Below are 12,574 nucleotides of genomic sequence, written 5' to 3' on the forward strand. Positions count from 1 at the left end.
CTCCACGGGTTCGCCTTCGATCCGGGCGGAGCCGTCAATTCGGTCGGCCATCAGGACGTTCGTCGCGTCATCGGGCCCATTGTTGGTGACCACGACGGTGCACTCGACCAAGTCCCCCGGTGCGACGTAGACCTCCTCGTCCGGTTCCGGGCCGGCGAATCCCGTTCCTCTATCTGCCGTGGCGTTCGTACAGGTCTTCTCGAGTGAGAGGTCCGCCGATGCGGCGGCCGCCGGCGGCGCGAAAGCCACTCCCGCGGTGAGAACTGTCACTGCCAGCAAGGTCGCTCGCGTAGCTGCCTTTGGTCTGTCCAGGCTCACGATGTTCTCCTATCGCCGCTCAGCAGCCGGTGCGGGCTTCACCCCTGCACGCGTCCCGGCCGGGTCCGCCCACAATTCGGTCGCGCCCAGGTCCCCCGCGGATCGCGTCGTTGCCGGAGCCGCCGCTGATGTAGTCGTTTCCGGTCCCCCCGTTGACGGCGTCGTTGCCGCCGTAGGCGAAGATCACGTCCGCGCCGCCGAGTCCGTTGATGGAGTCGCCGAACCGGGAGCCGCAGATGATGTCCGGTCCGCGGGTGCCTGTTATTGACACGCCGCGGGAGGCGCCGCGGGCATCGACCCCCTCTTCGCACTCCTCGATCCCGAACCGGCTGGTATCGCGGTTGTTGTCGGAGTTCGGGTCAGGGGTGTCGGAGCCGGTGATCGCTGCAATTGTAAACGACTCCCCAGGCCGCATGTCGTCCGGCATCCTGATGACGTAGGTGACGGCGTTGGTCTCACCGCTCGCCATCGTCTCGTCGCCACAAGAGATTTGGTCGCCGTCGTCGGAGACGAAGCACTGGAACCCCGCTGGTGGGGGAGGTTCAGAGACCGGTTCCCCCTCCAGCCGCACCCGCTCTGGCAGGAAGTCGTAGAGATTGACGTCCCCAGCGGTGTCGGGGCCGTTGTTGGTTACCTCCAGCGTGCACTCGACCCGATCGCCTGGCCCTACGTAAATCTCTTCGTCAGGCTCAGCTGGAGTGAAACCGGTACCTCTGTCAGCCGTGAGGTTTCGACACGTCTTTTCGAGCGCAAGGTCGGCCGAGGCGGCGGCCGCCGGCGGCGCGAAAGCTACTCCAGCAATCGACACCACGGTCGCCAGTGAGGCGAGACGGCGAGTGAGAATGGTAAGGCTCATGTGTTGATGTCCCCCCTGTTGAGTTTGTGCATGAATGTAGCAATGGGGGCACTCCTCTGTCAGGCGAGTCGGGCACCGCTATGTCGCACCCAGCGGCCATCCTTGCCGGATGCTCGATCTCGGCCCCCGCTCGTCCGAACGCGAACGTGTCCTCGATGACCTGAACGAGTCCCAGCGGTCGGCGGCGGAGACAGTGCGCGGCCCCCTGTGCATCCTTGCGGGGGCCGGGTCAGGCAAGACGACCACGATCACCCGCCGCATCGCATACCAGGTGGCGACGTCCACCTTCCCGCCGGGACAGATCCTCGCCGTCACGTTCACCGACCGGGCGGCGGCCGAGATGCGGTCCAGGCTCAAGGCCCTGGGGGCGGGAAACGTCCGGGCCCGGACCTTCCACGCCGAGGCGCTCGCGCAGGTGTCCGCCATGGACGAGTCGCCGCCGAAGCTTCTTTCGTCCAAGGCGCAGATCGTCGGCCCCCTGGTCCGCCGGCTGCCTCCGCCGTACAAGTTCCGTCCCACCGCCGACGCGGCGGGCGAGATCGAGCGCGCGAAGAACCGGCGGGTCGCTCCAGCGCTTTACCTCGACGACCTCGGCGACCACACGCCGCCCCTGCCGCCGGACATCATGCTGCGCCTGTACCGGGAGTACGAGTCGCGCAAGGCCAAGGCGGGGCTGATCGACTTCGAGGATCTGCTCGAGCGGGCGATCGAGCTGCTCGAGAGTCCTGCCAACTCAGAACGTGTCCGCGACCGCTACCGGGCCTTCACGGTGGACGAATTCCAGGACGTCAACCTGCTCCAGGCCCGCTTGTTGGAGGCGTGGCTCGGGGGCCGCGCCGAGCTGTGCGTGGTGGGCGACGACTACCAGTCGATCTACGGCTTCACCGGCGCCAGCCCGGAGCGGCTGCTCGGATTCCGCGACCGCCACGCGGGGGCGAAGGTCGTAACCCTGGAGGACAACTACCGCTCGACTCCCGAAGTGCTGGAGGTGGCCAACCGGCTCGCCGGACGCCTGGGCGGAGCGTCGAAGGTGCTCAAGCCGGTGCTCGACAGCGGCCCCCGCGCGACCCTCACCGAGCACGAGGACGCCCGGGCCGAGCTGGATTCGATCGTGAGCAGCGTCCGGCGGCTCGTAAAAACGGAAGGAGTTTCGCCCGAGCAGGTGGCGATCCTTTACCGCATAAACGCCCGCTCTCAGGACTACGAGATGGCGCTGTCCCGCGCCGGCCTGCCGGTGCACGTCCGCGACGGCGCGTTTCTGCAGCGCCCCGGCCCCCGGACGGTGCTGGCGCGTCTTTCCCGGCTTCGTCCGGAGACCAATGCCGCGGACGCCGTGGAGGACGCCGCGCGCGAGATCGGATGGGACCCGGACGCATCCCCCGAGGGCCGGCAGGAAGCGGATCGGCAGGCGGACCTGTCCCGCCTGGTGGCGATAGCCGCCGAGGACCCGGACGTCTCCGTGGCGGAGTTCATCTCCTCGGTCGCGGCGCGGTTCGCCTCGGAGGCCGAGGGCAGCCGCGGTGTCGTGCTTTCCACCTACCACCGGGCCAAAGGCCTGGAGTTCGAGGCGGTGTTCCTGCCGCGCCTGGAAGAGCGGGAGCTGCCTTTCGCCCTGTCGGCCTCCGACGAGGAGGTCACCGAGGAGCGGCGGCTGCTGTACGTCGGGATCACCCGGGCGAAGCGGCACCTCGCGCTGTCGTGGGTGCGCACGAGGGACGGCAAGAAGGTTCGTCCATCACGGTTCGTTCGCGAGCTGCTGCCGGAGCCGGCCCGGCCGGCGCGGACGGCGTCCAGCGGGAGCAACGGCTCTTCCAAGCCGGACGACCCCGAGCTGTTCGTCCGCCTCAAGGAGTGGCGCAGGCGGGCGGCCGACGAAGCGGGGGTTCCCGCCTACGTCGTGTTCCACGACGCCACCCTGCGGGAGATCGTCCAGACGGTGCCCGCGACGATGGCCGAGCTCGCGGCCGTGGCGGGAGTCGGTCCGACGAAGCTCGCGCGGTACGGGACGCAGGTGCTCGACGTGGTTCAGTCGGCCAACCGGCCGTAACCGCCGCCGGTCCACCCGGTTCGGCCTCCGTCCGCGCGGGTAAGGTTCAGAACCGAGGCAACACGCGACGGAGGTGGCATGTCCGAGCAGTCCGAGACGCTGGTCCCCGGAACGGCCACGCCCTTCGACAACGCGCACCCCCCCGACGAGGACTTCCTCGCGGTGTTGTCCCAGGCTCTGGACGTTCTGCGTGCCGAAGGCTTGGACCACGTCGTCATCGGCGGCCTTGCCTCGGCGGCTCTCGGCCGGCCGCGCTGGACGCACGACGTGGACATCTTCGTGCGGTCAGACGAGGCGGACAAGGCCCTGGAGGTCCTGTCCAGGGCCGGGTTCGAGACTCACGAGACCAACCCGCTGTGGCTCTACAAGGCCATCAAGGACGGGGTCGTCATCGACGTGATCTTCAAGTCCAAGGGCGACCTGTACCTCGACGACGAGATGCTGGCCCGCGCCGTCCACGGCGAGTTCAAAGGAGTGAAGCTGCCGCTGGCTCCCCCCGAGGACATCGTCGTCATCAAGGCGGCCGTGCACGACGAGGAGCGGCCTCGCCACTGGCACGACGCCCTCGGGATCCTGATTCGCACCGATCTGGACTGGGACTATCTGCTCTTGCGGGCGCGACACGCGACGAAGCGCGTCCTCAGCCTGCTCATCTACGCGTCCTCAAACGACGTGGTGATCCCCGCCCATGTCATCCGCACGCTGTTCGACCAGGTTTACGGACAGGAGGGATCGTCGTGAGCGACCAGCCCGGTGCGGCGCCCGAGCCGGACGAGTACCTGATCGAGCGCATCCGGTCGGCCATCGCCCAAGACCCGATGCTGGGCGAGCTGGACGTCCACGTCCAGGTGGCGGGGGGCCGCATTTTCCTCACCGGCACCGTCGCCACCCCGGCGCGCCACGCCAGGATCTCGACCGTGGTGGAGGAGTTGTGTCCGGACTGCGAGGTCCGAAACGACATCTCCGTGTCGATGCTGGACGACGCCACGGGAACCGAGTCCATCGGATGATTCGCCTTGCCGCGGTGGGCGACGTCCACTTCGGGGAGGACTCGGCCGGGACGCTACGCCCGCACCTGAAAGACCTGTCCGAGCGCGCCGACGTCCTGCTTCTGGCCGGAGACCTGACGCACGTGGGCCGTGCAGCCGAGGGAGCAGTCCTGGCGCGCGAGCTGTCCGGATTGGGCGTGCCCTGCGTGGCGGTGCTCGGCAACCACGACTACCACCTCAACGAGCAGGACGAGATCCGGCACCTGCTGACCGAATGCGGAGTCCGGGTGCTCGAGGGGGAGACGTGCGTACTGGACGTCGGTGGACAGCGCCTCGGCATCGCCGGGACGAAGGGCTTCGGAGGCGGCTTCGCCGGCGCCTGCGGCTCAGACTTCGGGGAGCCCGAGATGAAGGCTTTCATCGAGCACACGAAGCTGCACGCGTCGCGGCTCGAACAGTCCCTGCGCTCGCTTGACGCCGACCGTCGAATCGCGCTCCTGCACTACTCGCCCATCGAGGGAACGCTTCACGGCGAGCGCCTGGAGATCTACCCGTTCCTGGGCAGCTACCTGCTCGCCGAGGCGATCGACCGCGCAGGCGCGGACATCGTGTTCCACGGGCACGCCCACGCAGGCACGGAGAAGGGCGTGACGCCGGGAGGAATCCCGGTGCGCAACGTGTCCCAGCCGCTGATCCGACACGCGTTCAACCTGTATGTGCTGGACGGGGAGGCGTCGCCCGAAATGGCCCAGACGTCCGGGGGCCGGACTTCCGAGTGACTCCTCAGAGGGTGGACTCCGGGCGGTAGGTGCCCCACTCGTCCCGAAGGACACCGCACACCTCGCCCAGCGTGGCCATCTTCGCCAAGGCGTCCTTCATGACGGGCAGCAGGTTGTCGGCGCCTCGGGCGGCGTCGCGGACGTCCTCCAGGCTCTGCTTCACTCCCCCCTGGTCCCGCGTCGCCCGGAGCCTCTCGAGCTTGTCGGTCTGCCGGCGCTGGAGGGCCGGGTCCAGACGCAGGACCTCGATCGGCTCGTCCTCCGGGATTACGAACTTGTTCACCCCGACGACGACCTGCTCGCCGGACTCCACGCTCTTCTGCTCCCGGTAGGCCGACTCTTCGATCTCGCGCTTCATCCAGGTGATCGACTCGACCGCCCCCCCGCGCTCCTCGACCTGATTCAGCAGCGCCTCCGCTGCCGTCTCGACGTCCGCCGTCAGCCGCTCGACATAGTAGGAGCCGGCGAGCGGGTCCGCCGTGGAGGCGACGCCGGTTTCGTGTCCGAGGACCTGTTGCGTCCGCAGGGCCAGGCGCGCCGAGCGGTCCGTCGGCAGGCCCAGGGCTTCGTCCAGGGAGTTGGGGTGAAGTGACTGCGTCCCGCCCAGCACCGCGGCCATCGCCTGGTACGCCACGCGGACGACGTTGTTCTCCGGCTGCTGTGCGGTGAGGGTGGCGCCGTCGGTCTGGGTGTGAAAGCGCAGCATCCATGACTTGGGGTCCTTTGCCCCGAACCGGTCGCGCATGATCCGCGCCCACAGCCGGCGCGCCGCGCGGAACTTCGCGACCTCTTCGAAGAAATCGTTGTGACAGCCCCAGAAAAAGGACAGCCGCGGCGCGAACTTGTCCACGTCGAGCCCGGCGGCTACGGCCGCCCGGACGTACTCGCACGCATCGGCGAACGTGAAGGCGACCTCCTGGACCGCGGTGCTGCCGGCCTCGCGCATGTGGTACCCGGAGATCGAGATCGTGTTCCAACGCGGCAGGACCTTCGCGCAGTAGGCGAAGGTGTCGGTGATCAGACGCAGGGCGGGCTTCGGCGGGTAGATGAACGTCCCGCGCGCGATGTACTCCTTCAGGACGTCGTTCTGGATCGTCCCGCCAAGCTTCGACGGGTCGGCCCCCTGTTCCTCGGCCGCCAGCTCGTAGAGCAGCAGCAGCATCGCCGCGGGCGCGTTGATGGTCATGGACGTCGTGACCTGCTCCATCGGGATGGCGGAGAACAGGGTCCGCATGTCCTCCAGCGAGTCGATGGCGACTCCGACCTTGCCCACCTCTCCTTCGGCGGACGGACTGTCGGAGTCCAGCCCCATCTGGGTCGGCAGGTCGAAGGCGACGCTGAGTCCGGTCTGGCCGTGCTCGAGCAGGTACCGGTAGCGGGCGTTGGACTCCTCGGCGGTCCCGAAGCCCGCGTACTGGCGCATCGTCCACAGGCGGCCGCGGTACATGTCCGGGTAGACACCGCGGGTGTACGGGTACTCACCGGGGAGGCCGAGGCGCTCCTGGAGGCCGAGGTCCTCCACATGCTCTGCGGTGTACACGGGCTCGACTTGGAACCCCGAGGAGGTCTGCTTGCGCTCGGTCACGAAAAGATCGTAGACGCCGCTGCGCGAAGGCGACGTCAGGGGGAGAGCAGAGACTCGATGAGCGATCGGTCGTCGGGAAGCAGTCCCACCTCCGGCAGGCGGCGCAGCAGCTCGTCCCAGTGACCGGCGGGCGACTGCAGCGCCACTCGCAGAAAGTCGCGGGCCTCGTCCACCTTGCCCTCGCCGGCGAGCATCACGCCGCGCCAGAAGCTGAACTCGACGTTGCCCGGGACCGACTGCTGGGCCCCCGCATACTCCGCCGCGGCGCCTTCCGCGTCGTCTGCAGCGAGCAGGTCGTCGCCCCGGTTCATCCGGTCGTAAGCGCGCTTGACCGCGACCAGCCGGCGGAGCTCGCCGAGCGGGTCCGGTGAGTCGTCCACGCGGACGTCGAAGATCCGGTCGACGTACGGGCGGCCTGTGGGGCTGCCTGCTACGACGAGCAGGGCGGCCGACTGGCGACCCCGAATGTCCCCGCCCTCGGACTCCGCGGCGTCCAGCGCGTCCAGCAGCCGGGAGGTGAGGTCACCGGTGGAGGCCGAGAACGCTGCCGCCATCGCATCCGGGACCGTCGGCCGCAGCATCATGTTCGCCTGGACGCTGAACTGGTCGCCCTGCACGTGACCTGCCTCGCGAATGCTCATGGACCCGGTGTGCACCGCCGTGGCACCGGACGCATCGACCATCGCCACCTGCCGTCTGGGGGCCGACTCATCGGCTGCCAGCAGCGCCGCCAGAGCAGCGGACACCGGCAGGCCCCCGGCCATCAGCTCCAGACCGAGGGGACCGTAGGACGCCTCGGCGAAGGCCTGGGTCGCGACGGCCCCGACACCGGACTTCGCCCACGGCACGATCGACCCCACGGAAAACCAATGCGACTGGACCGCCACACCCATCTGGCCGGTCCCGGCATCGCGCGCCACGATCGAGTACGTCAACGTTCCTCCACTTCATTTCTTCCGTGTGATTTGAGCCAGCGTTGGGTATCAGTTTGGGCGATGAGGTTCGGACGCTTCGAAATGCAGCCGCTCGGCGGCGGCGCAGGCTGCCTGACGATGATCGTCGTGTCGATCGTGCTCTCGGTCGTCGGTACGATCGTTCTGAACATCCTGCTTCGGCTGTTCTAGGGGCGCCCTGTGGCTCGGCCGGACGTTCTGCCGGCCGCCAAGGCACAGACCTCGTCAACCGACAACGTGGCCCCCGATGCGGACGTCTGCTCGAACTCTTCTGGGGCCAGCTGCGCCCGCAGCTCGTCCAACTCCCGCTGGGCGCGGACCGCATTCTTTTCCTTGAGCAGTCCCAGCCCCCGTTCGGGGAGTGCCAGCGCAGCCGTCAGGACGCAGACAGCTCCCCTGTGGTCGCCTTGGCGACGCATGGCCGCGGCCGACGTGAGCAGCAGTTCCGGCAGCAGCACGGTCCCCCTGTTCCGTGAGAAGGCCAGCGCCTCTGACAGCCGGGGCCGCGCTGATTCGACGCTGCCTTCGAGCAGGTCGAGCTGTGCGAGGTCCATCAGTACCTCGTCCACGTCGGAGTCAAAACCCCTACGGACCTCCAGGCACTCTTCAAAGCACCGTCTCGCCTCGGCCATGCCGCCGAGCGCGAGGTGGGCGCTCCCCATTCCCCGAAGGACGTTGCCGACACCCGACTTGTGTCCGATTTCCTGGAGCTGATCCAGCGACTGGCGGTACACGACCAATGCCGCTTCGTGATCCCCGGCTATTTGCTCGATGTTCCCGAGGCCCTGCAGCGCGTTCGCTGTTCCGCTCAGGTCGCCGATCTCCCGAAATATCTGGAGGGCCTGGTGGATCAGGTCACGAGCCCGATCCAACTCCCCCAAGCGGCGCAGGGCGTCGGACAGCCCCCTCATGGAAGTTGCGGTCCCTTTGGCGTCTTTCATCTCGCGCCGGATGTTCAGCGACTCTTCGAACAGCTCCGCTGCCTGCTCCAACCGTCCGGTGTCCATCAGCACGCGAGCCAGACCGTTCGTGGAGGACGCGACGCCCCGGGGGTCCTTAACCGACTGCCGGAGTGCGATTGCCTCCCGGTAGTACAGCCCGGCTCGCAAATTGTCCCCGAGTTGAGAAGCCAGAAGTCCCAGGTTGTGCAGGCACACGGCCACCCCCGCCTCGTCGTCGAGGCTGCGCCTGGCCTCCAGCGCCCGCTCGTAAAAGTCTCGGCTCTCCTCGAAGCTGCCCATCATGTTGGCGAGGCCACCGAGAAGATTGGCCGCGTATGCGACTTCGGCCGTCGCCCCGGTGTGTTCCGCTATGGACAGCGCTTCCAGAGCCAGTTCCCGCGCCTGCTCGTACTGCCCCATCTCGGCAAGGAAACTGCCCCGGTTGCCCAGCGCCCTGGCTCTCAGGGGGGTCGGGTCCTTGGCCCGTTCCACCGCCCGTGCCATCTGCTGCTCTCCTTCGCGAAGAAGCCCGCGGAAGTGCCAGAAGTCGGCCGAATGCATGGTCATCGCGAGAGCCTTCCCCTCGCAACCCGGCTGTGAGTTCAGCCAGTCCAGCGCTGCGCGGAGGTTCTCCTGATCCGGGTCCGCGCGCCGCATCCACTTCGCCTGATCCGCTGACCGCAGCCCCCGCCGGACTTCCGCCGCCAATCCGGCGTAGTAGTCGGCGTGACGCTCCAGGGCATCGTCCTGGGGATCCAGCAGCTCCAGGGCAAACTCGCGAACAGTCTCGAGCATGCTCAGGCGCGGCTCCGCGTAGCTCTCCTCTTTCCGGATGAGGTTCTTCGAAGCCAGTGATTCCAGGATCTGTCCGGACTGGTCGCCGCAAACCACACGAGCCGCTTCCACAGTGCAGCCGCCGCGGAACGCCGACATGGCAACGAACGCCCGCTTCTCGTCGTCATCCAACAGTTCGACACTCCACGCGATGGTCGACCGGAGCGTCCTCTGGCGTTGCGGGAGGTCGCGAGGCCCGTGCGTCAGCAGGTCGAGTCTGCGTTCCAGCATGGCGCCCAACTCCGCCGGCTCATGGTTCCGGATCCTCGCCGCCGCCAGCTCGACGGCCAGGGGCAGGCCCTCCAGTCGCCGGCAGATCCCGGCGACGTGCGGCACGTTCTCATCGGTCAGCTGGAAGTTCGACCGCGCATCCTTCGCCCGTTCCACGAACAGCCGAACCGAATCGACGGACTCCAGCTCCTCGGCCCACCGGACCTGTTGCCCCGGCACCGCCAGCGGTTCGACGGGCAGCTCCTTCTCCCCCCGCAGGTGCAGGACCTCCCGGCTGGTGGCCAGCACCTTGACGTCGGGGGCGGCGGCCAGTAGCGCCGCCACGTCATCGGCTGCTTCGACGACCTGCTCGAAGTTGTCCAGTACGAGCAGGACGGTCCTGTCGGCCAATGCCGTCGCCAGTGTGTCTCGCACGGTTGCCCGTGCGGACTGCCGCACCCCAGCCGCCGCCGCTACCGCCGGCAGGACCCGCTCCGGTTCGGTCACCGCCGACAGGTCCACAAACCAGACGCCGTCCCAGAACCTCCCGAGCAGGTTGCGGGCGGACTCGAGCGCAAGCCGGGTCTTGCCGATCCCGCCGGGTCCCGTCAGCGTCACGAGCCGGACATCTCCCTGCCCGAGCAGGTCCGTGAGAAGCCGCAGCTCGCGTTCCCGCCCCACCAGAGCCGTCGGTGGTGCCGGGAGGTTGTGGTGGTGCGGGTCCAGCGCGACCGGGGGCGGGAACTCGGCCGGAAGGTCGGCGTGGGCGAGCTGAAAGACCCTCTGGGGACCGGGCATGTCCCGGAGGCGGTGGGGGCCGAGGTCCACCAGCGATGCCCGTGGGGGCAGATGCGGACTGACCACTTCAGCCGTCGCCTCCGACAGCAGGACCTGTCCTCCGTGGGCCGCGGCGCGCAACCTCGCGCAGTGATTGACGTCAACGCCGTAGTAGTCGTCATCGCGGTGGTCGGCCCGGCCGCTGTGGACCGCCATCCTCACGCGGAGCGGGATCGCTCCCGGCCACTGCTCGCCGTGGAGCGCGATCTGCGCCTGGAGCGCCGCCACCACCGCCGAGGGTGCATCAGGGAACACGGCGAAGATGCTGTCGCCCTCACCCTTGCTGCGGATCACCCGGCCGCCGGCTGCCTCCACCGCGCAACCGATCACCTCCTCGTGGCGTGCGAGAGCGGCGCCCATGGTCTCGGGGTCGCGCTGCCACAGCCGCACGCTTCCCTGGATGTCCGTGAACAAGAAGGTGGCCGGCGCCTCTGGCATCGCCCCGCAAGTCTGCCGAAGTCGAGGGGACGGGGGCGGGAGGGAGTAGACAGCTTCGAGATCGTGTGATAAAAACATCACATGCAGGACGAGGTATGGCGGGCGCTGGGAAGCCCCCATCGGCGCAGGCTGCTCGACCTGCTCGCCGCCGGCCCCCGGACCACCGGCCAGCTGGCGGAGGCGGTGCCCACGCTGTCGAGGTTCGCCGTCATGCAGCACCTGGACGTGCTTTCGGAAGCGGGGCTCGTGCTCGTCCGCCGGGAAGGCAGGCACAGGTTCAACCATCTGAATGCCGTCCCGCTGAGGGAGGTCTACGAGCGGTGGGTCAGCCGATTCGGGGACGCGGCGGCAGGCCGAGCCGTCGCGCTAAAGCGGTACGTGGAGGAACAAGGAGGAGGAGACATGCCGGTAGTTGAAGAGCAGGTCGCGAGGGTCGTCCACATAGAAAACGAGCTGCGCGTGCACGCCCCGCGGGAGAAGGTGTGGCAGGCGCTGTGTGACGAGCAGCACAAGTGGTACCCCCACAACTACGGCGGCGAGAGACTGCGGCGCATTGTGTTCGAGCCACGCGTGGGCGGCACCTGCTACGAGGACTGGGGTGACGGACGCGGCATCTCCTACGGAACCGTCAAGTACTTCGACCCGCCCAACAGCTACTGCCTGATGGGCAGCCTGCGCGGCGGAACGACGCTCGAGCACTGGTACGAGCTGAGTATCGACGGGGACCAGACCGTGGTGAAGCAGTCGATGTACGCGTTCGGCCCCATCACCGAGGAGGGGGCCGAGGGGATCCGGACGCACGGGGACCTGTCCCGGTTTGAGAAGAACCTGCGCGACTGGGTGGAACGCGGTGAGGCCGTCGGTTCCTAGAGGAGGCACTCCGTTGGGGTCGCTCTGGAAAAAAAGGAACCGGGCCCTGGGGAGGCCCGGTTCCACGCTGCTGAGGGGGTGCGCTCACTGAATGAAACGTATGGGGGCGCCCGAGCCGTCGCCCCCACCCATATCCAATTCCGCACCTGAGGCGTTTCTCGGACGTAAGGCGCAGCAGCCGGGCTCGGAAGAAATCCCCAAAGCCGGGAAGGATTTCGGACCGGAAGCGCGAATACATAGCTAAATTCCGAAGATGTGAATGGGGAGCAGCGCTCAGAAAGACCGCGGTCTGGGGCCGCGGTCTTTTCTCTTTGCCCGGAAAGGGGGGAACCGGGCCCTGGGGAGGCCCGGTTCCGGATGCTGCTGAGGGGGTGCGCTCGACAGGTGAAACGGGGTGGGCCCCGGGAGCCGTCGGGGGGCCTTTTGATCGGCCGGTGCGGCAGACACGATGCTTCGGGCAGCCTCGTCCAAAAAAGTTTCCGACCAAAAGAAGGAATCCCGGCCCGGCCGCAGAACTCATAGGCAGATCTCGAAGAGGTGTATGGGGAGCAGCGCTCAGAAAGACCGCGGTCTGGGGCCGCGGTCTTTTTTTTTGCCCGGCAAGGGGGGAACCGGGCCCTGGGGAGGCCCGGTTCCGGATGCTGCTGAGGGGGTGCGCTCGACAGGTGAAACGGGCTGGCCTCCGACAGCCGTCGGGGGGGCAGGAAGCAGCCCCGTGGGCGGCGAAGCATTCGCAGATGCCGAAAAGGTGCCGGAAGCCCACCGCGGTCAGCCTGCTCATTTCCCTGGCGGTCATGATCACGTCCGTTCCGGCGACCGGTGCGGACCTGCCGGGGGTTGGGGTGCCGCACCAGGCGCGCTGGGCCCCCTGGAGGGATCTGCTGCAGGTGCCTCCAGCCGACCTTCCGCAAGCGGTC

12 protein-coding genes are annotated in these 12,574 nt (G+C 68.0%); 7 read left to right on the forward strand and 5 right to left on the reverse strand.

What is annotated here, in order from left to right; all coding sequences use genetic code 11:
• Together VNE62_13085 and VNE62_13090 are read right to left on the reverse strand one after the other, a co-directional pair.
• On the reverse strand, positions 1-318 hold a 318-nt coding region (locus VNE62_13085; GenBank protein ID HVE93214.1), incomplete at its 3' end, for a hypothetical protein.
• 19 nt (positions 319-337) lie between these two features.
• Complete coding sequence (locus tag VNE62_13090; GenBank protein ID HVE93215.1) at positions 338-1,174, reverse strand: hypothetical protein; 837 nt, start codon at positions 1,172-1,174, stop codon at positions 338-340.
• Positions 1,175-1,283: 109 nt separating this feature from the next.
• On the opposite strand from VNE62_13090, the gene VNE62_13095 reads away from it, so the two are divergent.
• The 4 genes from VNE62_13095 to VNE62_13110 all read left to right on the forward strand — a co-directional run bounded on the left by VNE62_13095 (position 1,284) and on the right by VNE62_13110 (position 4,989).
• Positions 1,284-3,221 carry an ATP-dependent DNA helicase UvrD2 gene (locus VNE62_13095; GenBank protein HVE93216.1) on the forward strand — a complete coding sequence of 646 codons (1,938 nt, stop codon included), beginning with the start codon at positions 1,284-1,286 and terminating at the stop codon, positions 3,219-3,221.
• Between the two features lie 78 nt (positions 3,222-3,299).
• Positions 3,300-3,962, forward strand: coding sequence for a nucleotidyltransferase (locus VNE62_13100; GenBank protein HVE93217.1), 663 nt, complete (start codon positions 3,300-3,302; stop codon positions 3,960-3,962).
• The gene (locus VNE62_13105; protein HVE93218.1) at positions 3,959-4,231 is read left to right on the forward strand and encodes a BON domain-containing protein; all 273 of its coding nucleotides are present in this window, start codon (positions 3,959-3,961) and stop codon (positions 4,229-4,231) included. Before VNE62_13100 ends, VNE62_13105 begins: the two co-directional genes overlap by 4 nt.
• On the forward strand, positions 4,228-4,989 hold the full coding sequence (locus VNE62_13110) for a metallophosphoesterase (GenBank protein ID HVE93219.1): 762 nt from the start codon (positions 4,228-4,230) through the stop codon (positions 4,987-4,989). Before VNE62_13105 ends, VNE62_13110 begins: the two co-directional genes overlap by 4 nt.
• 4 nt (positions 4,990-4,993) lie before the next feature.
• Here VNE62_13110 and VNE62_13115 read toward each other — a convergent pair whose 3' ends face one another.
• Both VNE62_13115 and VNE62_13120 read right to left on the reverse strand, forming a co-directional pair.
• Entirely contained in the window at positions 4,994-6,574 is a 1,581-nt protein-coding gene (locus VNE62_13115; protein HVE93220.1) for a methylmalonyl-CoA mutase family protein, read from the reverse strand.
• A gap of 35 nt (positions 6,575-6,609) precedes the next feature.
• On the reverse strand, positions 6,610-7,509 hold the full coding sequence (locus tag VNE62_13120; protein ID HVE93221.1) for a DUF1028 domain-containing protein: 900 nt from the start codon (positions 7,507-7,509) through the stop codon (positions 6,610-6,612).
• A 60-nt stretch (positions 7,510-7,569) separates the two neighbouring features.
• On the opposite strand from VNE62_13120, the gene VNE62_13125 reads away from it, so the two are divergent.
• Positions 7,570-7,698 (forward strand): hypothetical protein, encoded by a 129-nt coding sequence (locus VNE62_13125; protein HVE93222.1) that lies wholly within the window; start codon positions 7,570-7,572, stop codon positions 7,696-7,698.
• Here the strand turns inward: VNE62_13125 and VNE62_13130 are convergent.
• Positions 7,695-10,787 (reverse strand): tetratricopeptide repeat protein, encoded by a 3,093-nt coding sequence (locus tag VNE62_13130; protein HVE93223.1) that lies wholly within the window; start codon positions 10,785-10,787, stop codon positions 7,695-7,697. The two genes, VNE62_13125 and VNE62_13130, sit on opposite strands and share 4 nt — an antisense overlap.
• A gap of 81 nt (positions 10,788-10,868) precedes the next feature.
• Between VNE62_13130 and VNE62_13135 the strand changes: the two genes are divergently transcribed.
• On the forward strand, positions 10,869-11,657 hold the full coding sequence (locus VNE62_13135; protein ID HVE93224.1) for a helix-turn-helix domain-containing protein: 789 nt from the start codon (positions 10,869-10,871) through the stop codon (positions 11,655-11,657).
• Positions 11,658-12,394: 737 nt separating this feature from the next.
• Positions 12,395-12,574, forward strand: a 180-nt coding sequence (locus tag VNE62_13140; GenBank protein HVE93225.1) for a hypothetical protein, incomplete at its 3' end; no start/stop codon positions are given.

It is taken from the genome of Actinomycetota bacterium (genome assembly GCA_035536535.1).
Lineage (GTDB): Bacteria > Actinomycetota > JAICYB01 > JAICYB01 > JAICYB01 > DATLNZ01.